We start from the raw sequence: 26,240 nt of genomic DNA on the forward strand, positions 1-26,240 counted from the left end.
GCGTTCAATTGGTGGCTCCCACCGCGCCCGAGCGCTCCGTGATCACCTTGTATTTCTTGCCTTCGGTGACCGCCCAAGTGCGGAACTCGTCGGCCGTCTTCGTCGGCCAGGCGATGTTGCCCTGCTTTTCCAGCTTGGCCTTCACTTCGGGGTCCCGCAGCACCTGGAAGCTCACTTCCGCGAGCTTCTGCACCACTTCGGCGGGCAGCTTGGCAGGGCCATACAGCGAATAGGCGATGGTGAAATTGAAGTCGTTGATGCCGGACTCCTTCATGCCGGGCAGATCAGGAAACAACGGCGAGCGCTCCGTGGTCGTGACCGCCAGCAGACGCAGCTTGCCGCCCTGCGCTATCGGCAGAACCGAAGGCGGCGTGCCGAAGGTCATGTCCACATCGCCCGCGCCCACCGCCTGAATCGACGGCGCGCCGCCCTTGAACGGCACATGCAGCATGTCGATGCCCGCCGCCTGCGCAAACGACGCCCCCGCCAGATGCGTGACAACGCCCGTGCCGGAAGACGAATAGCTGAGCTTGCCCGGATTCTTGCGCGCCTGCGCAATCAGGCCCTGCACCGAGTTCTCGGGGAAGTCCTTCTTCACCGCCAGCAGCATCGGCGAATACGCCCAACGCGCCACCGGGGTGAAGCTCTTTTCGCCGTCATAGCGCGCGCTCTTGTAGAGCAGCTGGTCGGAGCCGTACAAGCTGGGTGTCGCCAGCAGCAAGGTGTAGCCGTCGGGCTGCGCACGCGCCACCAGATCGGACGCGATCGTCGTGCCCGCACCGGCGCGGTTGTCCACGATCACCGATTGATTGAGCACACGGCCGAGCTTTTCGCTCACGATGCGCGCCACCGAGTCCGCGCCACCGCCGGGCGGGAAGCCGACGATCAGCGTGATCGGTCGGTTCGGATAGGCTCCGCCCTGGGCAAAGGCAGATGCACAGGCGAGCGCGGTCATTGCCGCCGCGAAGGCAGTCTTCAACTTCATGGTTTGTCTCCGTATGGGGTAAGTTATGTCTTCAAGAAGCCTTCGGGTTTGTCAGCGCCCTTTGAAGACCGGTTTGCGCTTTTCGCGCCAGGCGGTGCCGCCCTCTTTCAAATCGTCCGAATGCACGGTCTGGAACACATCGCGCGCAATCGCGTCCGCGTCGTGCTGACCGCGTGCGATCAAATTCAGATGCTTTTTCATGCCGAACAGCGGCAGCGGTGCCATCGCGCTGAGCGTGTCCGTCAATGTGGAAACGGTGCTCTCGAGCGCCTCCGGCTGAACCAGATGCGTGAGAAAACCGCAGGATTTCATTTCGTCGGCATTCAACCGCTCGCAGGTGAGAAACAGCCGCTTGGCCGTGTCCAGCCCCAGCCGCGTGACATAACGCTCCAGCCCCGCCTGATAGAAGTGCAGCCCAAGGCGCGCCGCCGGCATGAACATCTCCGCCGCGCTCGCGCCCACGCGAAAGTCGCAGGCCAGTGCCATGTCGGTCGCACCGCCGTAAACACCGCCGTGCACCACCGCAATGGTCACCGCGCGGCACTGCTCGATGGCATCCACCATCTCGCCAAAGCTGCTGCCTTTCTCCTGACTGTTTTGCACCTCTGATATATCATAGCCACTGCAAAAATACTTGCCTTCGCTGCGCAACACCACCACGCGCACGTCGTCAGATGCGTTGATCTTCTGAACGTGCGAAATGATGACTGGCAGATCCTCGGGCGCGAGCCGATTGGCGACATCGGGCCGCTTGAGGGTAATGGTGGCAACGTGATTTTGCAGGTGCAACTCGGGCGTCATGTGTATCATTAGCCTCAACAGATATATCTAATATTAGAAAATGAGTCAGCATACCGCACATACAGAGAAAACCCTAGGTCTGCCGAGCATGCAGGACAGGATCCGTCTGGCGTTGGAGCACGACCTGCGCAGCGGCACCCTCCTGCCGGGAGACCCCATCGACGAACAGGAACTGTGCGAACGTTTCCAGGCATCCCGCACGCCCGTCCGCGAAGCCTTGTTGCTGCTGTCCGCCAAGGGGATGATCAGCATCCTGCCGCGCTCCGGCATCTATGTACGCCAGCTGGAACTGCGCGAACTGATCGCCATGATGGAAGGCGTTGGAGAACTCGAAGGCGTGGTCGCGCGCCTGGCAGCCAACCGCATCAACAACGAGCAGAAAGAACACCTCAAACAAGCGCTGGAAGATACCCGCGCCTGTGCAAACTCAGCAGACTCCATTGGCTACGAGCAGGCCAATGTCCGCCTGCATGATTTGATATATCAATCAAGCGGAAACACCTACATCGTCGAGCAGACCCGCGAAGCCCGCCTGCGCGTCGCCCCCTATCGCGGAAAGATGTTCGAGAAGCCCGAACGCCTGCTGCGCTCCCAGGCTGAACACGAAGCCGTGGTGGCCGCCATCATCAACGGCGACAGCGAAGGCGCAGCAGAAGCCATGCGCAACCACATCTCCGCCGGAGGACGCGCTTTCGCCGACATGGTCTTGGCACCGCCTGTGCAGCAAGGACTCCAGCCCAAAAGACGCAAGCGCAAGGCTTGAACACGACAAAAGCAAACGGCGCGTGGTCAATCCAACGCGCCGTTCTTCATGGAAAGCCGAGCATTCAATAGAAGCCAAAGGGCTTCACGAAAGACTCACTCCAGCTTCGCCCCCGAAGCCTTCACCACCTGTGCCCAGCGCTTGACTTCACCGCTGACCATCTTGCCAAAGTCCTGCGACGAGAGGCCGCCGAATTCTGCGCCGTTGCTGGCCCAGGCGGCCTTCACTTCTTCGGCCTGACCGAGCTTGTTGAACTCGTCGACGATGCGCGCGGCCATTTCGGGTGATGTGCCCTTGGGGGCCCAGAGGCCGTACCAAGTGGACACGGTGTAGTCGGGCAGACCCACTTCGGCGGCGCACGGAACATCCGGCAGCGCGGGGTTGCGCTTGGCACCGGAAACCAGCATCGGCTTGATGCGCCCGCCCTTGATGTGCGCGGCGGAGGAGCCCAGGCCGTCGAACATCATGTCCACGTTGCCGCCGATCAGATCCTGCAGCGCCGGGCCTGCGCCGCGGTACGGGATGTGCGTGATGAAGGTGTTGGTCTGCAGCTTGAACAGTTCACCCGCCAGATGGTGCGACGTGCCGGAGCCTGCCGAGCCATAGTTGTACTTGCCGGGCTTGGCCTTGAGCATGGCGAGGAACTCTTTGAAATCCTTGGCAGTCACGTTGCGGGGATTGACCACGATGACCTGCGGCACCTTGGCCAGCAGTGCAAGTGGCACAAAGTCCTTTTCGATGTCGTAGTCGAGCTTGGGATACATCGACGGCGCAATCGCATGGTGCACCGCGCCCATGAACAGGCCATAGCCGTCATGCGGCAGCTTGGCGGCAATGCTCGCGCCCACGGTACCGCCCGCGCCACCACGGTTGTCGATGATCAGCGACTTGCCCGTGGATTTGGAGAACTGCGCTGCGAGCGGGCGCGCAAAGGCGTCCGTGCCGCCCCCGGCCGGGAAAGGAACGACCACGGTCACCGGCTTGCTCGGCCAGCTTGCAGCGGCAGGGTCGGCCGCGAAACTGCGGCCCGCGCCCGCCATCATCAAACCGGCTGCACCGGCTGCGCGCAGCACGTCGCGACGCTGCAGGTTGCCGATTGCGCCCATGGTGGGATCTGCCTGGAATGCGTTGTTGCCTGGCATGTTGTCTGTCTCCTCGTTCTACTCTTGCGTTGGATGGGTGGCTCGCGCGGTACAGCTTGTCTGTTCCGCGCGAGCCGAAATGGGTCAGCCCTCCATGATCCTCAAATGTGAACATTTGTAGCCAATCGCTTTTGCTATTGACAAACTTCCGTTCACATCAGCGCTCAACATCTACGGGCTTTCCCGAGGTAAAAGCAACTCTGTTGTCGAATCTCCCGCAGTGGATTCAAGGGCAGGCGCATGTTGCGTGCTTGCAGCAAATGCGCCCATTCCAAATTCGTTGCTCCGTCAATCGCGGCACAGCGTGTCGATTTCGCTGGAAACCGGCACGCGGCCTTCGTGCAGCATGCTGCGGTGCTTGTCGAGCTTTTTCAGGTCGTAGAGGTAATTCACCATCATCCCGAACGACTGCTTCATGCCCTTGGACGACGGGTCGCCTGCCCAGTTCAGGCGCTCCACGCGCGCACCATTGCCGAGGTGAAAACGCGCTACGGGATCGATCGGCTTGTCGTCCACCATGCCGCGTCCCAGATAGCGCGCCGCGCATTCGGTGACGAACTGGCGCACGGGCGATTTCGCATCGAGCTCCAGCGCATTGGCGTCCGCTGCGGCCAGCACATGCGCGGCCTGCGGTGGCTCAAAACCCACCACCCTGCCCAGCTCAGCCAGACGCTTTTCATCGAGCAATTCGAGTTGCTGCGCGCAGTTCTTGCCCAGCCACGAACGGAAGCCCGGAATCGGCGACAGCGTCGCAAAGCGCTTGAGTTTGGGGAACTCTGCGGTCAGCGTTTCCACCACATGCTTGATCAGCGAATCGCCGAAGCTCACGCCGCGCAGGCCGGTCTGCGTGTTGCTGATCGAGTAGAAGATCGCGGTCGTCGCCTTGCTCAGGTCGGCAGCTTCGGCGGATTCGTCCAGCAGCGGCGTGATGCTGGCGGAAATGTCGGTGACCAGCGCCACTTCCACAAAGATCAGCGGCTCGTTGGGCAGACGCGGATGGAAGAAGCCGTAGCAGCGGCGGTCGCTGTCGAGGCGGTTCTTCAGATCGGCCCAGCTGCGGATGTCGTGCACGGCCTCGTACTTGATGAGCTTTTCGATGAGCGACGCGGGCGAGTCCCAGGACAGGCGCTGCAGCTCCAGAAACGCGATGTCGAACCAAGTGGCGAACAACTGCTCCAGTTCAGCCTCCAGCGGCATCAGGCGCTTGTCGCCCTTCAGATGCGGCAGCAGCTCGGCACGCAGATCGACCAGAAAACGCATGCCGTTCGGAAACGCCGCAAAACGCTGCAACAGGCGCGTGCGCGGCGACGTCAGCACGCGGCGCAGTTGGGCTTCGGCCTGCGGCGCGTCGGGCGTGCCGACAGCGGCTTCGTATTTCTGCTGCGCATTCTTCACGCGCGATGCATCGGGCGTGAACTGCTCGCACATCAGCAGCCAGAGATCGTGGCGCTCCTCGGGCGAGGCTTCGGCGTACCAACTGGCCACCGCCTCGGCGCGGCGACCGCCTTCGATTTCGCTCACGCGCGGCGCGACGACTTCCTGCAGATCCGTCAACACGCGCCGCAGCGCACGCGGCGACAGGGCTTCGTTGCCACGACGCAGTGTGGCTTCGAGCCGGTCATGGGTCGAGCGCGGCGCACCCGAATCCTTGGCCGAGGCTTTTTCAGAAGTGGATTCGGACGTTTTCGAGTCCCCGCCCATCAGACGGGCGACGTTGCGGGACAACCAGGTGGTAGCGGCATTCATAGGGCAATCCGGGACGAATGGAGGCGCGCCAGCTCGCGCAGCGCCTCTCGTTGGGCAAAAAGGTGGTGGCGCATGGCCTGTTCGGCGGCATCGGCGTCGCGGCGCTTGAGTGCGGCGAACACGTCCTGATGTTCATGAAGGCTGTTGTCCAGCCGCCCCGGCGCATGCAGTTGCTGCAGCCGTGCGAGGCGAAGAATCTTGCGCAGATCACCAATGCTCTGCGCAAGCCAGCGGTTGTCGGCCAGCGTGATGAAGGCTTCGTGAATCGCCAGATTGGCCGCGTAGTATTCGTTGATGTCGCCCGCGTCGGCGTGACGCTGCAGGCGCTCATGCAGCGCTTCGAGCGCGTTGATGTCGGCCTGCGTCGCCTTCTGCGTGGCCTCGAACGCGGCGCGGCCTTCGAGCAGGCCGATCACCGGAAAAATCTCGTCCACATCGCGCTCGGTGATCTGGGCGACAAAGCAGCCACGGCGCGGCTCGTGCCGGGCCAGCCCTTCGGCCACCAACACCTTCAAAGCTTCTCGCAGCGGCGTGCGCGAGATTTCAAGCTGCTCGCACAGCCGCACCTCATCGAGAAAGCTGCCGGGGGCGAGCGTCCCGTCGAAGATCAGTTCCCGCAGTCTTTCAGCGACCTGATCGTGCATGGAGTTGGCTAGCGTGCGCATGGCGATATCGGGCTGTCCGGGCTGGGTTTCTAAATATCAGCACATTTACATACAACGCGTGATGCCATCATTCTGCTGACATCGGTCGTCAATTGATGGCAAAACACATTCGCATGTGTAATTTCTCATAATTATGAATGAAAGTGCGGATTTCCAACAGTCGGGTATCTACGAAGATTCGTTACTGCCCTGTAACCACGGCTGCATGTCTTTGCCGATGCGGCTGGCAAGACGTTTCAGACGCGGCAAATAACGCTGCTCCAGCTCTGCCACGGAAACCGCCGCGCGCGGAAAAATCAGGTTCACACCACCCACCAGCTTGCGCCCGCTGATGATGGGCACGGCAATCGCACCCGTAGTCTTCTCGCGAATCCAGTCGCCGTCGTTCACCGCGTAGCCGCGCGTACGTGTCTCGGCAATCAGTCGGTCGACAGCTGTGCGATCACGCGCCATCTCGCCCACCGCATCGTCGCGCTGGGCAAGCAGCGCCAGCAGACCTTCCAGTTCGGCCTCGGTGCAGGCTGCGAGATAGGCACGGCCCATCGCGGTGAAGAACAGCGGCAGCTTCTCGCCAATCATTCCGCGATGCTGCGACAGCAGACTGAAGCGGTGCGTGCTCTCGCGCACCACCATGAAGCCACCTTCGAGCGCGCCCAGATCGCACGGCCACATCAGGTCAGGCAAGGCCGCACGCATCAGCGGCAGCGCAACCTGATCGACCCAGTCGTCGTGCACAAATCCCTCACTCAGGCTGCGCACGGCAAAGGTCAGGTAGTACTGCCCGTCCTTCTCGCCACGGCGCACGAAGCCATCGGCACGCAGTGTCTCCAGCAAACGCTTGACGGTGGTGCGATGGATGCCGCAGGCCTGCGCCAGTTCGGTGGTGGAGGCGATTCCGCCCGGCGCGCGGTTGAGCGCCTGCAGCACCAGCAGACCACGCGAAAGACTGCGCACTTCCTTGTAGTCGTTGTCGGCAAATGTGGTCGAAATCCCACGTCTGGTCGCCATGATCGGACTCTTCTTAAGGGTTAGTTCGAAGGTTTATGTGCACCTGGTGCACGCGGTTCTCAGTGTACGACCCGGCCTTGAGAATTATCAAAGCTTATCGCTCATCACTGATATTTCTCACGGAGACTGCCCATGACAAATGCCTCAACGAGACAAAACCCAACCGACTCGCATGACGTGATCATCGTCGGCGCGGGCCCTGTCGGCCTGACCATCGCCAATACGCTGGGCCTTGCTGGCGTGAAGGTGCTGATCATCGAAAAGCTAGACCAGGTGATCGACTACCCGCGCGCCATCGGCATCGACGACGAAGCGCTGCGCACGCTGCAGGCGGCCGGTCTTTCCGAGCAAGTACAGGCACACATCACGCCCGATCACTGGATGCGTTTCTATACCGCCAGCGGCCAGTGTTTCGCATCGATTGAACCACGCACCGACGAATTCGGCTGGTCGCGCCGCAACGCCTTCATCCAGCCGCAAGTGGACGAGATTCTGTATCAGGGCCTCAAGCGTTTCCCGCATGTGCAGGTGCTGTTCGGCCACGAGCTGCAGCAGTTCTCGCAAAGCGATGCGGGCGTCCAGGTCACCGTGAAAGGAAACGACGGCAACGAACGCAACGTGTCCGTGCGCTATCTGGTGGCCTGCGACGGCGGCAACAGCCTCGTGCGTCGCACGCTCAACGTGCCCTACGAAGGCCGCACCAAGCCCAATCAATGGATCGTCGTCGACGTGCGCAACGACCCGCTCGGCACGCCGCACATCGACATGCACTGCGATCCCGAGCGCCCCTATGTGTCGGCAGCCCTGCCCCACGGCATCCGCCGCTTCGAATTCATGGTGATGCCGGGCGAGACCGAGGAAGAACTCTCCAAGCCCGAAAACCTCGCCAAGCTCATGCAGAAGGTGGTGGCCGATCCGGACAAGGTGGACTACATCCGCAAGCGCGTCTACACCCACAACGCGCGCCTCGCTGCACGCTTTCGCGTGGGCCGCGTTCTGCTCGCGGGCGATGCGGCGCACATCATGCCCGTGTGGCAAGGTCAGGGCTACAACAGCGGCATGCGCGACGCGGGCAATCTCGCGTGGAAGCTGGCGATGGTGGTCCACGGTCAAGCCGATGCCGCGCTGCTCGACAGCTACGAGCAAGAACGCCGCACCCATGCCCGCAGCATGATCCACCTCTCCGAAGTGGCGGGCGACATCTTTGCGCCCGAGAGCCACACCGTCGCCAAGGTGCGCGACACCGCCATGCTCGCGCTCAACGTGCTGCCGCCCGTGAAGCAATACTTCGCCGAAATGCGCTTCAAGCCCATGCCGCGCTACGAACAAGGCGTGGTGCTGCACCAGACCGCCACTGGCAATCGCGGCGCGAAGATGCCATTTGGTGGACTGCTCGATGGTTCGGGCAACACGCCGATGAGCCGCCTGCTCGGCCTGATGGCCGAGAAGAAGGAGTCGCTGGTCGGCCGCCTCGTGCACGGACTGCAGGTGCCCGAGCCCAGCCCCATCGGCCGCATGTTCATCCAGCCGCGCGTGAGCACTTTGGCGGGCGAGACCGTGCGCCTGGACGACGTGATCGGCCTGCACTTTGCCATCATCGCCTGGGGAACGGACCCAAGCTACGGCATGAACGACGCGGCACGCGCATTCTGGCAACGCCTCGGCGCGCGCCTCATCCGCGTTATGCCCACGGTGCAACTCAAGCACTCCTCGCCCACCCACGACGACGTCATCACCATCGGCGACGCGCAGGGCCGCATCAAGGACTGGTTCAGCACGCAATCCAAGTCCATCGTCTTCGTGCGCCCGGACCGCTTTGTCGCCGCGCTCGCATCGCCGCAGGAAGTGTCGGCAGTGACTGAACAACTCGCGCATGTGCTGCACAGCGCAATGCCTGCCCACATGGAGGTGCTCGCATGAAAATGACTAACCCACGCAAAGCCAGCCGCGCGTTTCTCGGCATGTCGCATTCGCCGTTGCTCGGACTGAACCCGATCGACGAAGACGACCAGATGGCCATCGACATGGCCGTGAGCGCCGCGCGCACCTTTGTGCACGAGTTCGGACCCGAGCTCATCGTGCTGATCGGCCCGGACCACTACAACGGCTTCTTCAACGAGCTGATGCCGCCCTTCTGCATCGGTTCAGAAGCCACCGCCGTGGGCGACTACCTGTCGCCCGCCGGGCCGCTCAACGTCGCGCAGGACAAGGCGCTCGCGCTCGCCAAGCACCTGATGAATGACAACTTCGACATGGCGGTGTCGCGCCGCATGCTGGTCGATCATGGCTTCTCGCAAGCCCTGCAGTTTCTGTGGGATGACGAGATGAAGACGCCGCCCCTGATTCCGATCTTCGTGAACTCGGTCTCGCAGCCCAGCATCGCGCGCCTCTCGCGCTGCCGCACGCTGGGCCAGAGCATCGGCCAGTTTCTCGACACGCTGCCCGAACGCACACTGCTGATCGGCTCCGGCGGTCTGTCGCACGAGCCACCGGTTCCCACCATGGAACACCCCGATCTGGCCGTGCGCGAGCGCATCACCAACAAGCGCATGCCCACGCAGCAAGAGCGCGATGCCAAGACCGAACGCGTGAAGGCCGCAGGCATGGCGCTGGCCCATGGCGAAGACTGGATGAAGCCGCTCAACCCCGAGTGGGACCACCGCTGGATGCAGGCCATGGCGAGCGGCGAGCTCGATGCGCTGTGCGCGATGAGCGAGGAATCGATCTCGCAGCAAGCAGGCAACTCCGCGCACGAATCCAAGACCTGGCTGGTGGCTCGCAGCGCCTTGCCTCTGAACACAGAACTGCCCTGCCCGCTTCAAACATACCGCTGCATGCCTGCGCTGATCGCAGGCTACGGCGTGATGTTCATGCACACAAATACCTGAATTCATCACCACCACTTCAACGCTCCTTCAACGCTCCATGACCGCTCCAACTCACGACATAGAACGCTGGGCCGAACGCCTTCGCCAAGCGGAAGCCAACGCAGTGCCAATTGCACCGCTGCGCGATGAAATCACCGACAACGAAACGGCCTACGCGGTGCAGCTCGCCAACGTGCGACATGCGCAATCGCAAGGTCGCCGCATCGTCGGTCGCAAGATCGGCCTCACCTCGCTCACCGTGCAAAAGCAACTCGGCGTCGATCAACCGGACTTCGGCACGCTGTTCGCCGACATGGTCTACGGTGACGATGAGGTCGTGCCGCTTGCACGCACGCTGCAACCCAAGGTCGAGGCCGAAGTCGCCCTCGTGCTGGAGCGCGATCTCGACATGGCGGACGCCACTTTGGTCGATGTGATCAACGCCACCGCCTACGTGCTGCCGGCCATCGAAATCGTCGGCAGCCGCATCGCCAACTGGAACATCCGCTTCATCGACACCGTGGCCGACAACGCCTCCAGTGGCCTCGTCGTGCTCGGCGGCGTGCCGACCAAGCTCAACGCGCTTGACCTCAAGCTCTGCGAAATGACCATGACGCGCAACGGCGAAACCGCCTCCAGCGGCAACGGCGCGGCCTGCCTCGGTCACCCGCTCAACGCCTGCGTGTGGCTGGCCCGCAAGCTCGCAAGCCTTGGCTCGCCGCTGCGTGCAGGCGATCTGGTGCTGACCGGCGCGCTCGGCACCATGGTGCCAGTGCAGGCAGGTGACCGCTTTGAAGCGAGCATCACCGGCGTGGGCAGCGTGCGCGCTCAATTCAGTCAGTAAGCAACGTTCTTTTCCCTCAAATTCCAAACCTAGAAAATCACGGAGACACCCTCATGCGCAACCGTCGCACTTTCTTTTTCCGCTCCACAACCATTGCCGCCGCGCTTGCTTGCACAGCACTGCTGCCGGCTGCACAAGCGCAGACCGCCAAGGACTTTCCAAGCAAGTCCATCACCATCATCGTGCCCTTCCCGGCAGGCGGCATCACCGACAACGTGACGCGCACGCTCGCCACCAAGGTCAGCGACCAACTCGGCAAACCCGTCATCGTGGACAACCGCCCCGGCGGCGGCGGCCAGATCGCAGCCGGTGCTGTGCGCCAGCAACCCGCCGACGGCCACACCATTTTTGTCGGCGCAACCGAGATGTTCGCGATCAACCCCACGCTGTACCGCAACTTCTCATACGACCCGAACAAGGACTTCACGCCCGTCACGCCGTTGGCCTCGTCGCCGCTGGTGCTCGTCGTACCTGCCAACAGCTCCATCAACAGCCTGAACGACGTGATCCAGCAAGCCAAGTCGCGTCAAAACGGCCTCACATTCGCCTCGCAAGGCGTGGGCTCCATCGGCCATCTGCTCGGCGAAATGTTTCGCACCAAGGTCGGCGGCAATTTCAGCCACGTTGCCTACAAAGGCTCGGCCCCGGCGCTGCAGGACGTGATGGGCGGTCAGGTCGATTTCATGTTCGACCCGGTCATCACCACCGCCCCGCTGATCGCAGGCAAGCGCCTCAAACCCATCGCAATTGCAGCCGACAAGCGCTCGCCCCAAATGCCGAACGTGCCCACCGTCGCCGAACTCGGAGTGAACGGCGTGAACGCAGGCGTGTGGTTTGGTGCGGTAGTGAAAACAGGCACGCCAGCAGCCATCGTCCAGCGCCTGAACCAGGCCTTCGCCACTGCATTGAAAGACCCGGACGTGCTCAAGCGCTTCAACGAACAAGGCATGCAAAGCTTCTCGGCCACCCCCGAAGAATTCGGCAAGTACATGCAATCGGAGCAAATGCGCTGGTCCGCACTGGTCAAGGCCAGCGGTGCATCCATCGACTGAAGCACTCAACGAAAGACATCGCCATGACACAACAACCACAAGCCATCACCGAAGCAGCCAGCAGCCGCTTCATCACCATCACCGAAGACGGCAAGCCTCTCAAGCTGCACTACAACGATGTAGGCACAGGCGACAAAATCGTCGTCATGCTCCACGGCTCCGGCCCCGGCGCGAGCGGCTGGGCCAACTTCAACCGCAACATCGAACCGCTGGTCAACGCAGGCTACCGCGTCATCCTGCTCGACTGCCCTGGCTGGAGCAAGAGCGACACCATCATCAGCACCGGCTCGCGCAGCGATCTGAACGCCCGTTGCCTCAAAGCCGTGCTCGACCAACTCGGCATAACGACCAAGGTCCACATCATCGGCAACTCCATGGGCGCCCACAGCGCCGTGGGCTTCGCTCTGGCCAATCCGCAATCGGTCGACAAGCTCGTGCTGATGGGCGGCGGCACAGGCGGCCCCAGCCAGTTCGTGCCCATGCCGACCGAAGGCATCAAACTCATCGGAGCGCTCTACCGCGATCCGACGGTCGAGAACTTGAAGCGCATGATGAACGTGTTCGTCTACGACGCCAGCAGCCTCACGGAAGAGCTTTACCAGCAGCGTCTGGACAACATCCTCGCGCGTCGCGATCACCTCGAAAACTTCGTCAAAAGCCTGCAGGTGAATCCCAAGCAGTTCAGCGATTACGGTCACCGACTCTCGGAGATCAAGGCCAAGACCTTGGTGATCTGGGGCCGCGATGATCGCTTTGTGCCACTGGACGTGGGACTGCGCGTGATCTGGGGCATTCCGAACGCGGAGATGCACATCTTCAACCAGTGCGGGCACTGGGCGCAGTGGGAACATGCGGATGTGTTCAATCAGATGGTCCGGGAGTTCTTGGCGCGTTGATTGATTGCGGCAACGCGCTGGTGCCGCTTGTGTTCTTTTTTGGTTCTCGCTGAGTGGTTGTTTACGGAGGCCGGGTGTTCGCCCCGGCGGGCGAGTAACTTTTTGCTGCGCCAAAAAGTCACCAAAAATCGCTTTTCAATACCCACGATAGAACTCGCTGCGCGACTGCGTCGCTCCGCTCGGACAACTATCGTGAGTCAGAATTTTCATAAGAGGTACGTCACGGCACTTCGCGTTGCTCGTGCGGCATCTCGCGACGTCGCGAGATGCCTGGGCGCAAGCCACTCGACGAATTGAACTCTCGCGCTTAAACATCGATTTTTCCGTCGCGATACTCGCGCCGCCGCTGCTGCATCGCAGAATGCAGCAGCGCCCTCCCCAGCTTTTGGTCTGACTCACGATAGTTGCCCGAACGGAGCGCCTACGGCGCAAAGTGAGTTCTATCGTGTGACCCCGAATTCAAGCGCGCTTTTGGTGACTTTTCGCGCGCCAGCGAAAAGTTACTCGCCCGCCGGGGCGAACACCCGGCCTCCGTAAGCAACCACCGAGCAGGAACAAAAACAAAGAAGGAACCAAAAACGACCAAAGAAAAGCCACCCCCTCAGTCATGGGACAATCACAACAATATGAACCCGGAACAGTACGTCCAACAAAAAGCCGCCAGCTCAGGCAGCAGCTTCTACTACGCCTTCCTGTTCCTCCCGGCGCAGCGGCGCGCAGCCATCACCGCTTTCTACGCCTTCTGCCGAGAGGTGGATGACGTGGTTGACGAAGTCTCAGACCCCGGCGTCGCCCGCACCAAACTGGCGTGGTGGCAGGCCGAGGTCAGCAACGCATTTGCAGGCAAACCCACGCATCCCGTGATGCTGGCGATGATGCCGCACGTGCCTGCTTATGGGCTGGAAGAGCGCCAGTTTCAAGCCATCATTCAGGGTTGCCAGATGGATCTGGAGCAGACCCGTTATCTCGATTTCCCCGGTCTGCAGCGTTATTGCCATCTGGTGGCGGGCGTGGTGGGCGAGGTGTCGGCCAAGATTTTCGGCCAGACCGATCCGCAGACGACCAAATACGCGCACAAGCTGGGCTTGGCGTTCCAGCTCACCAACATCATTCGCGATGTGGGCGAGGACTCGATGATGGGGCGCATCTACCTGCCGGTTTCCGAGCTGCAGCAGTTCGATGTGAAAGCGCACGAGATCACCAACCGCAAGTATTCGGACAACTTCACCAAGCTGATGCGCTTTCAGGCCGAACGCGCGCACAAGCTGTATGACGAAGCGCTTGCGCTGCTGCCCGATGTGGACCGTCGCGCGCAAAAGCCCGGTCTGATGATGGCGAGCATCTACCGTACTTTGCTGCGCGAGATCGAAAGTGAAGACTTCAAGGTGCTGCACCAACGCATCAGCCTGACGCCGCTGCGCAAGCTGTGGCTGGCCTGGAAGATGCAGGCGCTGGGGCGCATGTAAGCGGTGCCAAGCACGCAGATGCAGATGCGCATTGCTGTGATCGGCGCGGGCTGGGCCGGCATGGCTGCGGCCGTTGGTGCTTCACAAGCAGGGCATCACGTCAGTGTCTTCGAGGCCGCGCGCACCGTGGGCGGTCGCGCGCGCGCGGTGCATGCGCAGGATGCTGCAACGGGCAAGCCGCTGGTGCTCGACAACGGGCAGCACATTCTCATCGGCGCGTATGCCGAATGCTTGCGGTTGATGCGGCTGGTGGGCGTTGATCCGGACAAGGCGCTACTGCGCACACCGCTCGCGCTGGTGTTTCCCGATGGGGGCGGGCTGCAGTTGCCTGACACCGCCCCGCCGCTGGATGCGCTGCTCGGCATTGCACGCGCACGCGGCTGGTCTGCGCACGAGAAACTGGCGTTGCTGATGCGCGCTGCCAAGTGGCGTTTGCAAGGCTTTGAATGCGGTGCCAACGACAGCGTGGCCGACATCTGCCAAGGCCTGCCTGCGCGGCTCATGGATGAATTCATCGATCCGCTGTGCGTGTCCGCGCTCAATACTTTGGCGGCGGATTCGAGCGGACAAGTTTTTCTGCGCGTGCTGCGCGACAGTCTGTTCAGCGGACGTGGCGGCTCGAATCTTCTGCTGCCTCGCATTGATCTGGGTGCCATGTTTCCACAGGCCGCATGTGACTGGCTCAGCGCGCGTGAAAACACCGTGCAAATGGGTCGTCGCGTGCAATCGCTGCAACGCACGGATGCGGGTTGGCTGGTCGATGGTGAAGCCTTCGAAGCCGTGCTGCTCGCCACGCCGAGTCTGGAGGCTGCGCGATTGGTTTCCAGCGCGTCGTCGGGTGATGATCCAACGATGCGCGACTGGGCGGAACAAGCGCAGTCTCTGGAGTTCGGCGCGATTGCGACCGTGTACCTGCGCGTGCGCCAGAGCACTGAAAACAAGCCGTTGCTCCAGCATCCGATGACTACCCTGCGGTCCAGCAAAACACGCCCTGCGCAGTTCGTGTTTGATCGCTTTCAGTTGTATGGCGATGTGGGCTTGCTGGCGTTTGTGGTGAGTGCGTTCGACGGCGAACGCGAATCGCTGGTCGAGCAAGTGATTGAACAAGCCGCCGAACAGCTCGGTTTGCGGGACCTCGAACATATCCAGACCGTGGTCGAAAAGCGAGCCACGTTTGCCTGCACGCCTGGGCTGAAGCGTCCCGCCATGCAGATCGCGCCGGGGCTGCTGGCCTGTGGCGATTACGTCGCAGGCCCCTACCCTGCCACGCTCGAAGGTGCTGTGCTCAACGGCAGCGCAGCGGCTGCACTGATCTGATCACGAAGAACTGAGCGGCGCGGCTGCGGCAGTTGACTTGCGCGGCAGCACATCGGCCAGCTTGAGGACTTCCATGCCGGTGTTGGCCCAGTAGCGGTCCAGATCGTCGGTGCGCGAGATCAGCAGTTCTTCGACCAGCGGCTCCATGAACGTGTGCGCCGGATCGGCCACCAGCACATAGCGCGCATCGGCATCGTCCGACTCGCCCGCAGCTGTTTCGTTGACCTGCACCACCCATTTCAAAGCCGTCACCGCATTCAAGGCAGGAATCAGTTGCAGGGCCTCTACGCCCAAGCGTTGCGCGGCTTGTGCGGCTGTCAATCCATGTGGCGGCGCGTCACGCTCGGCCTGCAGTTGCTGCAGCAATTCGATGGCGAGCAGAAAATTCCAACCCGGCCCACCCGCCTTGCGTGCAACGCCTGCCAGCAAAGATGGCAGATAAGCAGCCACCACGGCGCCCAGCAATACGATCACCCAGGCCACATAAATCCACAGCAGCAAAATCGGCAACGTGGCAAACGTGCCATAAAGCACGGAGTAAGTGGGCACCGACGACAGATACAGCCCCAGCACTTTCTTGGCCACTTCGATGCCGATGGCCACGAAGATGCCGCCCGCCCACGCATGGCGCCAGTGCACGAGCGTGTTGGGCACGTAGCGATACAGCCCCGCCATGCCGGCGGCGAGCAGCACGAATTCGATGGAATCAAAGATGAAACGCGTGCTCTGCGGCAGCGCCTGACCGATGCCGCGCGAGGCCGCCGAGGCCATCGATGTGGTGAGCGTGAGGCTGATGGCCAGCAACAGCGGACCCAGCGTGATCGCCGCCCAGTAGATCAGCACGCGCTGCCCAAGCGGACGCAGCTTGGGCACGCGCCAGATGTTGTTGAGCGTGCGGTCGATGGTGAGAATCAACGCCAGCGCGGTGATGAAAAGAATGCTCAACCCCACTGCCCCCAAACCGCTGGCCTTGGACGCAAACTGCGTGAGGTAGTCGAGCACCGAACGCGCGATGGTGTCGGGAATCAGGCTGTCCACCAGCCAGCGCTGCAGCAGCGACTGCATCTTGCCAAACATCGGAAACGCGGTGAACACCGCGAGCGCCACGGTCACAAACGGCACCAGCGCCAGCAGCGTGGTGAACGTCAGGCTGCTGGCCGTGAGCCCAAGTCGGTCTTCGCGAAAGCGCTCGCGCAAGGTGTGCGCCGTGTTGCGCCATGGAAAGCGCGAGAGTTCCTCCACCCAGACTTCGAGGCGCGCAAGAATGGACGAGAAGCTCAGGCTCATGGTGGCTATGATGGCAGGTTTGTTGGAGTGTTTGAATGGTGCGCCCGCAGCCCACGCGATGATGATGTGGTGGCGGACCCGATTCATGAACTCCCGATCTTAACGAACCCGCCCTCTCGCGCCTACATGACTGCCTCAACCCCGAACGCCTCCGCCGCACCTGTCACCGTTCAAGGCGACGTGGCGCTCACACGCTGGTTGGCGGTGGGCAGTCTGCTTGGCCTGATCGTGCTGAGCGTGCTGTGGGAGTTATGGCTCGCTCCGCTGCGTCCGGGCGGCTCGTGGCTGGTGCTCAAGGCGCTGCCGCTGTGCATTCCGCTGGCCGGATTGCTCAAACATCGCATGTACACCTACCGCTGGGTAAGCCTCGTCGTGTGGCTGTATTTCACCGAAGGCGTGGTGCGCGCATGGAGTGACAAGGCCCCTGGCAACTGGTTGGCGATGATCGAGATTTTGCTGTGCCTGATGCTTTTCACCGCCTGCGCGCTGCATGTACGGTTGCGCCAAAAGGCGGTGCGCGAAGCCGCAACCAAGGCGGTGTGAACCGCGTGAATCACCCCACCGTTGCCATGCCACGGCCCGCCGACTAAATTCAACCCATTCGGACGGCAGAAAGTTCTGTCGCCGCTCGCACCGACACGGGAACTTTCACATGCCCTCCACCGCTCTTCTCGACCGCCTGCGCCAGATCGTCGGCGCGAACAATGTACTCACCGAAGGCGACCTGATCGCCTATGAGCAGGACTGGCGACGCCGTGCGCGCGGCAAGGCGCTGGCCGTGGTGCGGCCCGGCAATACGCAGGAAGTGGCGGCCGTCGTGCGCGCCTGTGCCGATGAGAAGGTGACGATCGTCCCGCAAGGTGGCAACACGGGTCTCTCGGTCGGATCGACGCCCGACGAGAGCGGCCAGCAAGTGGTGCTGAGCCTCACGCGCATGAATGCGGTGCGCCATGTCGATCACGCCAATCTCACCATGACCGTGGACGCGGGTTGCATTCTGCAAAGCCTGCAGGAAGCGGCTGATCGCGAAGGCTTTCTGTTTCCGCTGTCGCTCGCGGCGGAAGGCAGTTGCACCATCGGCGGCAATCTGGGCACGAACGCGGGCGGTACGCAGGTCGTGCGCTACGGCAATACGCGCGAGCTGTGCCTTGGGTTGGAAGTCGTCACCGCGCAAGGCAAGATCTGGGACGGACTCAAAGGCCTGCGCAAGGACAACACAGGTTACGACCTGCGCGATCTGTTCATCGGCAGTGAAGGCACGCTGGGCGTCATCACCGGCGCGACGATGAAGCTCTACCCCAAGCCCGCCGCGCAGCTCACCGCCTGGGCCGCCGTGCCGTCGATGCAAGCGGCTGTGCAGCTGCTGGGCCTCGCGCATCAGCAGTTGGGTGCGGGCCTTACCGGCTTTGAAGTGATGGGCCAATTCGCGCTGAGCTTTGTGGCGCGCCACATGCCGCAGTTGCGCATTCCGTTCGCCGACATGGAAGGCGCGCCCTACTGCGTGCTGCTGGAGAACTCCGACAGCGAATCCGAACACCACGCGCGCGAACGCTTTGAAAGCCTGCTGGAGCGCGCGCTCGAAGACGGCTGCGTGCTAGACGCTGTGGTCGCGGAAAGCATCGCTCAGGCGCACGAACTCTGGCACATCCGGGAAAGCATTCCGCTCGCGCAGGCCGAAGAAGGTCCGAACATCAAGCACGATATTTCGGTGGCTGCTTCGCGCATTCCCGACTATGTGGAATACGCCGATGCGCTGCTGAAACGCGAGCTGCCCGGCGTGCGCATCGTCAACTTCGGCCACCTCGGCGACGGCAATCTGCACTACAACGTGCAAGCCCCGAGCGAAGGCGATCCCAAAGCCTTCATGCGCGATCACGAAGACCATGTGAACCATCTGGTGTACGAAGCGGTTGCGAAATTCGGCGGTTCGTTCTCTGCCGAACACGGCGTCGGCGCGCTCAAGGTGGACAAGCTGCAGAAGTACCAGTCGCCCGTCGCGCTGTCGATGATGCGGGCCATCAAGACGGCGCTGGACCCACAGGGGGTCATGAATCCGGGGCGGGTGTTGCCGCTCGAACAGTGACTCGCTGGCGGCCTACTTGGATGGCGTTGCGTTGGCGATGAACTTGTTCACGGACTCGGTCCACGGAATGTCGCCCTGCGGCAGATCGGTGTACACCGTCTGCGTGCCACGATTGAGCAGCCAGACCCGAATGGCGTTGCGAGCCGGATCGATCACCACCGCAGCCGCCTCGGTGCCGCCCTCGTGCTGGCGATTGCCTGTGATGCTCCACAACTCACCCTCCTTGGTGAGTGGGCTCACTGTCTGCAGATTCAGCAGCAATGCGTCGTAGCGACGCCCCAGCAACGCCTTGAGTCGTTCGGCGAGCACGCCCTGCTCCAGATATTTGGTGCCGTCCTGCGGGTACTTTCCGAGCAGGCTCACCAACGACTGGAGTTCCGCCTCGCCCGGCTTGGCTGCAAGCGGCTTGCGCAGCTCACCGCCATCCCCCCACACGGCACCGGCAGAAACATTCGTGCCGGACATGGCTGTCGAGGCGGCCGGAGCGGTAGCCGTACTCGGAGTTGCAGGTCCTATCGATGGCCCGATGGACGGACCTGCTTTGGGCGCAGACGCATTGGATGCGGGAGATTCTGTGTCAGGGGATTTTTTCGAATCGCACGCACTCAGCATGGCCGCTGTCACGCAAGCCAGGAAAACGGCCTTCCACGGGAGATGTGGGTTCAACTTCATCGATCTACCTTTCATGACGCAGGGGGATTTGCACCATTCTCCCGAGAGTCGACAACCCACTTTCTCCTTAAAAGTGACACCAACCTCCCAATTGTTTCCAATCGCAAAGGCCCATCTCGCACCCGCGTGTAGGACTCTCAAGGGCGTGGCACACTAGGGTCCATCTACTAGTTTTTCCTGTGTTCGGCGCGTTGCCGGGCGCAGGCAGCATCGGTTTCAGGAAAATGAGCACGAACACCCCGCAGCGCCCCGTGCGCTCCCAGTACGAAGATTTTTTGCGCCACGTCTACGAAAATGGCGTGGCGAAAACTGACCGTACCGGCACGGGTACGCGCAGCGTCTTCGGCCACCAGATGCGTTTTGATCTGTCGGAAGGCTTTCCGCTGGTCACCACCAAGAAGACGCACCTCAAATCCATCATTCTCGAACTGCTGTGGTTTCTGCGTGGCGACAGCAACGTGAAGTGGCTGCAGGAACGCGGCTGCACCATCTGGGACGAATGGGCGCGCGAAGACGGCGACCTCGGCCCGGTCTACGGCGTGCAGTGGCGCAACTGGCCCAAGCCCGACGGCGGCCATATCGACCAGATCGCCGAAGTGGTCAAGCAGCTCAAGAGCAACCCGGACAGCCGCCGCATCATCGTGAGTGCCTGGAACGTGGCCGATCTCTCCGAGATGGCGCTCATGCCCTGCCACGCGTTCTTCCAGTTCTACGTGGCCGATGGCAAGCTCAGTTGCCAGCTCTACCAGCGCAGCGCCGATATTTTCCTGGGCGTGCCGTTCAACATCGCCAGCTACGCGCTGCTCACCCACATGCTCGCGCAGCAGTGCGACCTGGAGGTCGGTGACTTCGTGTGGACCGGCGGCGATTGCCATATCTACAACAACCATTTCGAGCAGGTCGAGACCCAGTTGGCACGCAAGCCGTTCGCCTACCCGACACTGCACATCAAGCGCCGTCCCGACTCCATCTTCGACTACGAATACGAAGATTTCGAAGTGCTGGGTTACGAACACCACGCGCCCATCAAGGCGCCCGTGGCGGTTTGAGATTATGTTGACGCCTTGACCAACGAGACCAAGAGGGGAAGCGCCATGCAAATCAATCTGATCTTCGCAAAAGCCGACAACGGCGTCATCGGCAAGGACGGCGTCATGCCCTGGCATCTGCCGGAAGACATGGCGCATTTCAAGGAACTCACCACGGGTCGCCCGGTCATCATGGGCCGCAAGACCTGGGACTCGCTTCCCGAGCGCTTCCGTCCCCTGCCCGGTCGCACCAACATCGTCGTCACGCGCCAGGAAGTCTGGCAGCACGATGGAGCCAAGCCCGCCACCAGCCTCGAAGACGCGCTGACCATCGCCAGCCAGAGCGCGGACACCGCTTGGGTGATCGGCGGCGCACAGATCTATGCGCTCGCCCTGCCCTTGGCCCATCGCGTGGAAGTGACCGAAATCCACCAGAGTTTCGAGGGCGACGCACATGCGCCCGAACTCGGCCCCGAGTGGAAAGAGATCGCGCGCAGCGATCAGGTCAGTGGCAACGGCATGCGCTTCAGCTTCGTGACCTACGAGCGCAAGACTGACTGAAAACACCCTTGGCCGCATCGCTTGCTGCGGGCACATAGAATGCCCGCATGCAAAAGATTGCCACCTGGAACGTCAACTCCCTCAACGTCCGCCTGCCACAGGTACTCGAATGGTTGCAAGCCAACCCGGTCGATGTGCTGGGTCTGCAGGAACTCAAGCTCACGGACGACAAGTTTCCGCATGACGCTTTCGAGGCTGCGGGCTACCAGAGCGTGTGCTTCGGGCAGAAGACCTACAACGGCGTGGCGCTCATCACCAAGAAGCCCGTGGACGAGGTGGTGCGCAACATCCCGCTGCACGAGGACGAACAGGCCCGCGTGATCGCCGGAACTGTCGAGACCGAAGCGGGCCCGCTGCGCGTCATCAACTGCTATTTCGTCAACGGCCAGGAGCCGGGCAGCGACAAGTTCGCCTACAAGATGAAGTGGCTGACCGCGCTCGAAAACTGGGTACGCGCCGAGATGCAGAAGCATGAGCGCCTGATCATCATGGGTGACTTCAACGTCACCCCCGAAGACCGCGACTCCTACGATCCGGTCGGTCTCAAGGACACGATCCACCACACCGTCGAAGAACGCGCGCATTTCCAGAACCTGCTGAACCTCGGCCTGACCGATGCCTTCCGCATGTTCGAGCATCCGGAAAAAAGCTTCTCGTGGTGGGACTACCGCATGCTCGGCTTCCAGAAGAATCGCGGCCTGCGCATCGACCATATCCTCGTCAGCGATGCGCTCAAGAGCAGCGTCACCGCCTGCACAATCGACCGCACGCCACGCAAGAACAAGCAGCCCAGCGACCACACTCCGGTGATCGTGGCGCTGGGCTGATCGGCCACTTTTCAGCGGATTTACTGACTCTCCGGTGACGAAGCCGGAGACTTCGGCGGCAATGGCTTGCAGATGGGCGCAGGCTCGGGCAATGGCTGTCCTGCCACCCGCGCCTCATCGCGCGATTTGATGCGACGGGACTGCTCGGCCAGCGCATCGGCATCCATGCTTTCATCACAATCTGGCAGCACCTTTGCTGCGGGTTTTGCACGCGACAGGCTCTTGTGGTCCAGCGTGTTCGCCCGCTCGCGCATGGCGGATGGTCCGCGAGCAGCTTCCGATGCAGCCGCTGGTGGAGCAGCCTGCGGCGCACTCATGACCTCGTCCTTCTGAAGGACTGGCGCAGCAGCGGGTGACTGGGCCGGAGCCGGTAAAGGTGCAGGCAAAGGCGCAGGTGCCGCCTGCGGCACCGCGCGCTCGACTTTTTCCTCTGCCCTCTCCATCTGTTTCTTCGCCATTGGCGCAGAAGGCGTTGGCACGGGCTTTGCGGCCATGTTGGACTTCCGCTCTGCATCCGCAGCGACTGGAGCAGCTTCTTGCACGGCACCGGCACTCGGTTCCTGCGCTGGAGCAGGTGACACTGGCGCTTGCTGAACTGATGCAGGCGCAACCTGGTCAAGCTGTGGCGCGCCCGGCTCTTCCAGATGCTGCATGGTCAGCCAGCCGACGACACCGATGATCGCGAGGCTGCCGAGCGCCTGACGCAGCCAGCGGCGGTCGTTGGCGGCTTCGCGGCGGTCGGGTTGTTTGGCGACCTTAGCGGGTTCGAGTTTTGGATTCGAGCGAGCACGTTTTTCGGCCTGCTCACGCGCATAAGCCAGCACCTTTTCACGGGATGCAGCGCTCGGACCTGCATCGTCCTTCACGGCATCGCGATACAGCTCGACCAACGAGTCCGAAGCGCCTTTGTCCTGAGGTGTGCGTTCGATGGTCATGCAAGCACCTCCAGCGCCTGACGCAGTTTGGCGCGTGCATAGCGCAAACGGGTCTTGGCGGTTTCCTGCGGAACATCAGTGGCGGCAGCGATGTCGGCCACGCTCATGTCTCCTTCGGCTTGCAACAAAAAGGCGGTGCGCTGGTCTTGCGGCAGTTCGGCCAAGGCATCCAGCAGCGCACGCGCCAGATCCTTGCGGCCCTGCAGCTTCTCGGGCTCGAAACCGGAATTGGCGAACAGGGTTTCGGCAAGCGACATGGCTTCGGGCGTGTCCTCATTCAGGCTGAGTTGCGGCTTGTGACCGCGCCAATGGTCCACTAGTTTGTAGTGGGCGACGGTGAACAGCCAGGTGGTGAACTTGGCCTTCACTTCATACGCGGGAGCCGCATCGACCACGGCGAACCACACTTCTTGCCCCAGATCGTCCGCCAGCGCGTGGTTGCCGGTGTTGCGAAACAGGTAGCGCCAAAGACGCTGGCTGTGGCGGTCGTACAGACACTCGAACGCGGCGGCCTGACCACCGGCATAGGCCAGCATCAGCGCTTCGTCGGCAAGAGCATGCAGTTCGGAATCCACCACCATGCCGGGCATTATGCAAAGCCAGACCGCCCGCCGCCCGGGCTGTGGAGAAAATCGCACAGCCCACCAGGCAACCGACTCACCAGCGTGGAGGATCGGGAACAAAACCGTCGTCTCCCTGCGCAGGAAAGGCATTGGGCCTGCGCTCACCACGCGGCGCGGGGATCACGCCCTTGGCGACCAGATTGGCATAGCTGTCGTAGCGAAAGCGCACGATCTGCTCGGGCCGCTGCGTGGCGGCGTCGAACTCGGTGTTGGATGTGTAGGAGGTCTCGAGCGACCCATGGCCGGTGCCGAGACTCGGTGAGCGCTTGGCGGCGTAGTCGACGCTCTTTTCGGCCGCGCGCGGCTTGGCGACTTCGTCGGCAGCAGCCGGGGTCTGCACGCTGGGCGCGGGCAAAGGTGCCGGTGTGGGAGCCGCAGGAGCCATCGGAACGGAACTGGCCTTGGCATCGGCCGAGGGGCTGCCGTTGTAGGTGGAGCTTTCGCGCTCTTCATAGCTCGGCGCACGTCGCTGGACGGGCGGCGCGGGGCGCACGGGCTCCACGGGACGCTCGCGGAACAGCGCGACGCCGATCACGCCCACATCGCGCGGACGGCCCGTGCGGCTGGCGTACGAGGCATCGCTCTCGGAAAAATAGAACGCGGCCACATGGCTGTCGCTCTTGCGCCAGCCTGTGATGCCCCAGTTCTGCCACGGGTTGAACACATAGCCATCGTCCGGCGTGGCCGAGGCGGTCTTGCCGGTGATGGCGTTGACGCCGTCCACGCTCACCACCGCCATGATGCGGCGCCCGGTGCGGTTGGTGATGTCGATGGAATAGTTCGCGCCCGGCCTGCCCGCCACCCAGTACTCGCCTTGGTGGAAGTAGACCGGTAGAACGCGCCCGCTGTTGCGCTCGACGAGGCGCACATCGGCCAGCGTGGCCGCTTGAGCGGTGACGGCAAGACCGGCCAGCAGCGATGTGCCGATCAGGAGAGAAGAAACAGTGCGGCGAAGTTGGAACGTCGAAACCATGATGGCTTGCTCCTCGAAGTGGATGAAGGACATCCACTGAATCGGAACAGGCCATCCAACGGGGTGAACGCGCGGCCATCGATTTGCAACAAATTGCTGCAAGCTCGGTGGAATCTCAGTGCGAGAGCCGGGCACGCAGCTTGTGCACCGCGCTGTCCACCGTGGTCAGCACCGGCAGACCCGTGACCTGCTCGCACAGACCACGCGCACGCGCCATGCTGAACTGCGCCAGCGCGATGCGGGTACAGCCCTGCTGCGCGAGTCGCTGGGCCTGCTCGGCAATCAGTCGGTCGTGCAAAGCCGTGTCGCCCTGGTTGAGCGCTTGCAGCGCGCCTTCGGCCAATGCCTGCTCGAACTGCACATGCGCCGGGAACTCTGCGGGCATGGAACGCAAGGTATCGGCAAACGTGGCGATCAGCCCCAGCTTCCCCGAGCCCGCTGCGGCGTCTTCGATCATCGCCTCGTTGGGCTTGAGCACCGGAATGCCGGCATGCGTGCGCGCCACCGCCTCGATGCAGGGGCCAAATGCCGAGCAGGTGAACAGAATGCCCTGCGCGCCCGTGTCCACCGCGTATTGCGCCAACCGGGCAAAGCGCTCGTGCATGCGCTCGTCCAGCCCCCGCCCCTCGCGCGCCAGGTCGGCAGAGAGGCTGTCGTCGAGCAGATTCATGCGCTGCGCCTCGGGCCAGTCACGTGCGAACGCGGCGTTAATCGGCTCGACGGAATGGCTCAGCGCGTGAATCAGCGCAATGCGTGGTGTGTGGGGCATGGTCTCAGATTCCCTTGTCTGATGGGTTGGTGAAGGCTTCGCGCGTTTCGGCGTTCAGTGGGTAGTGGATGTTCACGCCGCGCGGAGGAATGGGCGACATGAACCACTTCTGATAGAGCTTGTCCATCTCGCCGGATTTCATCATGCCGGTCACGACGCGGTCCACCAGCGCCTTGAAGGCAGGGTCATCCTTGCGGAACATGAGCGACTGATTTTCGGTGCGCAGCGGCTCTCCGGTGATCTTGAAGTCCTGCGGATTGCGCGCGGTGGCCACCAGCCCGGCCAGCAGAATGTCGTCGAGCACAAAGGCATCGGCGCGGCCGCTGTCGACCAGCAGGAACGAGTCCGCATGGTCCTTGCCCGAGAGCTGCTTGATCTCCAGATTCTTGCCGCGATCCGCATCGCGCAGCAAACGCAGCGAGGTGGTTCCCGCCGTTGCCACGACCGACTTGCCCTGCAGATCGGAAATGCTGTTGATGCCAGCGTTGGCCTTGACCAGCAGGCGCACGTTGTAGCGGAAGATGTCGGGCGAGAAGGCGACCTGCTTCTGGCGCTCGACCAGATTCGTCGTGGAGCCGCATTCCAGATCCACCGTGCCGTTCATCGTCAGCGGAATGCGGTTCTGCGAGGTGACCAGTTGGTACTTGATCTCGACGGCCGGCAGCTTGAGTTCGGCTTTGATCGCATCGACGATCTTCATGCAGATGTCGATGCTGTAGCCCACGGCTTCGGGCTGGGCGGACTTGTACGAAAAGCCGAAAGAGGCATCGCGGTGGCCCAGCGTGATCGCGCCCGACTCCTTGATTTTCTGAAGCGTTCCCACGGTCTGTGCCTGAACGGCTGGTGAACAGAGAACCGCTGCGGCAATGGCGAGCGAAGTGAAGGCGGCACGAATCCGGCGCATGAGCAAACTCCTTGGTGGTCAGATGG

Annotated in this window: 26 protein-coding genes; 13 read left to right on the plus strand and 13 right to left on the minus strand. The window is 62.3% G+C overall.

Annotated features, from left to right (window positions below; all coding sequences use genetic code 11):
- Positions 1-4: 4 nt before the first annotated feature.
- Positions 5-985 carry a tripartite tricarboxylate transporter substrate binding protein gene (locus tag G7048_RS04260; protein ID WP_166066951.1) on the minus strand — a complete coding sequence of 327 codons (981 nt, stop codon included), beginning with the start codon at positions 983-985 and terminating at the stop codon, positions 5-7.
- A gap of 51 nt (positions 986-1,036) precedes the next feature.
- On the minus strand, positions 1,037-1,786 hold the full coding sequence (locus G7048_RS04265) for an enoyl-CoA hydratase/isomerase family protein (RefSeq protein ID WP_166066952.1): 750 nt from the start codon (positions 1,784-1,786) through the stop codon (positions 1,037-1,039).
- A gap of 88 nt (positions 1,787-1,874) precedes the next feature.
- Here G7048_RS04265 and G7048_RS04270 point away from each other — a divergent pair, with 88 nt between their 5' ends.
- Positions 1,875-2,549 (plus strand): GntR family transcriptional regulator, encoded by a 675-nt coding sequence (locus tag G7048_RS04270; RefSeq protein ID WP_166066953.1) that lies wholly within the window; start codon positions 1,875-1,877, stop codon positions 2,547-2,549.
- Positions 2,550-2,644: 95 nt separating this feature from the next.
- Here the strand turns inward: G7048_RS04270 and G7048_RS04275 are convergent, their stop codons facing one another.
- The 4 genes from G7048_RS04275 to G7048_RS04290 form a co-directional block, all read right to left on the minus strand.
- Positions 2,645-3,691 carry a tripartite tricarboxylate transporter substrate binding protein gene (locus G7048_RS04275; RefSeq protein ID WP_240933162.1) on the minus strand — a complete coding sequence of 349 codons (1,047 nt, stop codon included), beginning with the start codon at positions 3,689-3,691 and terminating at the stop codon, positions 2,645-2,647.
- A gap of 288 nt (positions 3,692-3,979) precedes the next feature.
- The gene (locus tag G7048_RS04280) at positions 3,980-5,437 is read right to left on the minus strand and encodes a malonyl-CoA decarboxylase (RefSeq protein ID WP_166066954.1); all 1,458 of its coding nucleotides are present in this window, start codon (positions 5,435-5,437) and stop codon (positions 3,980-3,982) included.
- Complete coding sequence (locus tag G7048_RS04285) at positions 5,434-6,102, minus strand: GntR family transcriptional regulator (RefSeq protein WP_166066955.1); 669 nt, start codon at positions 6,100-6,102, stop codon at positions 5,434-5,436. Before G7048_RS04285 ends, G7048_RS04280 begins: the two co-directional genes overlap by 4 nt.
- 168 nt (positions 6,103-6,270) lie before the next feature.
- Positions 6,271-7,110 carry a DNA-binding transcriptional regulator gene (locus tag G7048_RS04290; protein ID WP_166066956.1) on the minus strand — a complete coding sequence of 280 codons (840 nt, stop codon included), beginning with the start codon at positions 7,108-7,110 and terminating at the stop codon, positions 6,271-6,273.
- 132 nt (positions 7,111-7,242) lie between these two features.
- Between G7048_RS04290 and G7048_RS04295 the strand changes: the two genes are divergently transcribed.
- The 7 genes from G7048_RS04295 to hpnE all read left to right on the plus strand — a co-directional run bounded on the left by G7048_RS04295 (position 7,243) and on the right by hpnE (position 15,552).
- Positions 7,243-9,030, plus strand: a complete 1,788-nt coding sequence (locus G7048_RS04295; protein ID WP_166066957.1) for a bifunctional 3-(3-hydroxy-phenyl)propionate/3-hydroxycinnamic acid hydroxylase — start codon at positions 7,243-7,245, stop codon at positions 9,028-9,030.
- Positions 9,027-9,998, plus strand: a complete 972-nt coding sequence (locus G7048_RS04300) for a 3-carboxyethylcatechol 2,3-dioxygenase (protein WP_166066958.1) — start codon at positions 9,027-9,029, stop codon at positions 9,996-9,998. The genes G7048_RS04295 and G7048_RS04300 overlap by 4 nt, the downstream gene beginning before the upstream one ends.
- A 37-nt stretch (positions 9,999-10,035) precedes the next feature.
- Entirely contained in the window at positions 10,036-10,821 is a 786-nt protein-coding gene (gene mhpD / locus G7048_RS04305) for a 2-keto-4-pentenoate hydratase (RefSeq protein WP_166066959.1), read from the plus strand.
- Between the two features lie 53 nt (positions 10,822-10,874).
- Positions 10,875-11,873: a tripartite tricarboxylate transporter substrate binding protein gene (locus G7048_RS04310; protein WP_166066960.1), complete on the plus strand. Its 999-nt coding sequence runs from the start codon at positions 10,875-10,877 to the stop codon at positions 11,871-11,873.
- Between the two features lie 23 nt (positions 11,874-11,896).
- Complete coding sequence (locus tag G7048_RS04315; RefSeq protein ID WP_166066962.1) at positions 11,897-12,769, plus strand: alpha/beta fold hydrolase; 873 nt, start codon at positions 11,897-11,899, stop codon at positions 12,767-12,769.
- A 626-nt stretch (positions 12,770-13,395) separates the two neighbouring features.
- Entirely contained in the window at positions 13,396-14,235 is an 840-nt protein-coding gene (gene hpnD, locus G7048_RS04320) for a presqualene diphosphate synthase HpnD (protein ID WP_166066963.1), read from the plus strand.
- Positions 14,236-14,259: 24 nt separating this feature from the next.
- A complete protein-coding gene (gene hpnE / locus G7048_RS04325) occupies positions 14,260-15,552 on the plus strand; it encodes a hydroxysqualene dehydroxylase HpnE (RefSeq protein WP_166066964.1) in 1,293 nt (430 codons plus the stop codon).
- On the opposite strand, the gene G7048_RS04330 is transcribed toward hpnE, so the two are convergent.
- A complete protein-coding gene (locus G7048_RS04330; RefSeq protein ID WP_166070789.1) occupies positions 15,553-16,839 on the minus strand; it encodes a YihY family inner membrane protein in 1,287 nt (428 codons plus the stop codon).
- Positions 16,840-16,965: 126 nt separating this feature from the next.
- Here G7048_RS04330 and G7048_RS04335 point away from each other — a divergent pair, with 126 nt between their 5' ends.
- Complete coding sequence (locus G7048_RS04335) at positions 16,966-17,382, plus strand: DUF2069 domain-containing protein (protein ID WP_166066965.1); 417 nt, start codon at positions 16,966-16,968, stop codon at positions 17,380-17,382.
- A gap of 109 nt (positions 17,383-17,491) precedes the next feature.
- Positions 17,492-18,922 (plus strand): FAD-binding oxidoreductase, encoded by a 1,431-nt coding sequence (locus G7048_RS04340; protein WP_166066966.1) that lies wholly within the window; start codon positions 17,492-17,494, stop codon positions 18,920-18,922.
- Positions 18,923-18,934: 12 nt separating this feature from the next.
- On the opposite strand, the gene G7048_RS04345 is transcribed toward G7048_RS04340, so the two are convergent.
- Positions 18,935-19,387, minus strand: coding sequence for a hypothetical protein (locus tag G7048_RS04345; protein ID WP_240933163.1), 453 nt, complete (start codon positions 19,385-19,387; stop codon positions 18,935-18,937).
- Positions 19,388-19,818: 431 nt separating this feature from the next.
- Between G7048_RS04345 and G7048_RS04350 the strand changes: the two genes are divergently transcribed.
- Genes G7048_RS04350 through xth form a run of 3 tightly spaced genes read left to right on the plus strand, consistent with a single transcriptional unit; the run spans position 19,819 to position 22,010 of the window.
- On the plus strand, positions 19,819-20,643 hold the full coding sequence (locus G7048_RS04350; protein ID WP_166066968.1) for a thymidylate synthase: 825 nt from the start codon (positions 19,819-19,821) through the stop codon (positions 20,641-20,643).
- A gap of 45 nt (positions 20,644-20,688) precedes the next feature.
- Positions 20,689-21,183, plus strand: coding sequence for a dihydrofolate reductase (locus G7048_RS04355; protein ID WP_166066969.1), 495 nt, complete (start codon positions 20,689-20,691; stop codon positions 21,181-21,183).
- A 47-nt stretch (positions 21,184-21,230) separates the two neighbouring features.
- Positions 21,231-22,010 carry an exodeoxyribonuclease III gene (xth, locus tag G7048_RS04360; RefSeq protein WP_166066970.1) on the plus strand — a complete coding sequence of 260 codons (780 nt, stop codon included), beginning with the start codon at positions 21,231-21,233 and terminating at the stop codon, positions 22,008-22,010.
- A 20-nt stretch (positions 22,011-22,030) separates the two neighbouring features.
- Here xth and G7048_RS04365 read toward each other — a convergent pair whose 3' ends face one another.
- The 5 genes from G7048_RS04365 to G7048_RS04385 form a co-directional block, all read right to left on the minus strand.
- Complete coding sequence (locus tag G7048_RS04365; RefSeq protein ID WP_166066971.1) at positions 22,031-22,945, minus strand: hypothetical protein; 915 nt, start codon at positions 22,943-22,945, stop codon at positions 22,031-22,033.
- Positions 22,942-23,526 carry a sigma-70 family RNA polymerase sigma factor gene (locus G7048_RS04370; protein ID WP_240933164.1) on the minus strand — a complete coding sequence of 195 codons (585 nt, stop codon included), beginning with the start codon at positions 23,524-23,526 and terminating at the stop codon, positions 22,942-22,944. The genes G7048_RS04365 and G7048_RS04370 overlap by 4 nt, the downstream gene beginning before the upstream one ends.
- A 76-nt stretch (positions 23,527-23,602) precedes the next feature.
- Positions 23,603-24,541: a hypothetical protein gene (locus G7048_RS04375; RefSeq protein WP_166066972.1), complete on the minus strand. Its 939-nt coding sequence runs from the start codon at positions 24,539-24,541 to the stop codon at positions 23,603-23,605.
- Between the two features lie 115 nt (positions 24,542-24,656).
- The gene (locus G7048_RS04380) at positions 24,657-25,310 is read right to left on the minus strand and encodes an aspartate/glutamate racemase family protein (protein ID WP_166066973.1); all 654 of its coding nucleotides are present in this window, start codon (positions 25,308-25,310) and stop codon (positions 24,657-24,659) included.
- 4 nt (positions 25,311-25,314) lie between these two features.
- Positions 25,315-26,214, minus strand: coding sequence for a transporter substrate-binding domain-containing protein (locus G7048_RS04385; protein ID WP_166066974.1), 900 nt, complete (start codon positions 26,212-26,214; stop codon positions 25,315-25,317).
- Positions 26,215-26,240 lie beyond the last annotated feature (26 nt).

The sequence above is a fragment of the Diaphorobacter sp. HDW4B genome, from assembly GCF_011305535.1.
Classification (GTDB): Bacteria; Pseudomonadota; Gammaproteobacteria; order Burkholderiales; family Burkholderiaceae_C; genus Diaphorobacter_A.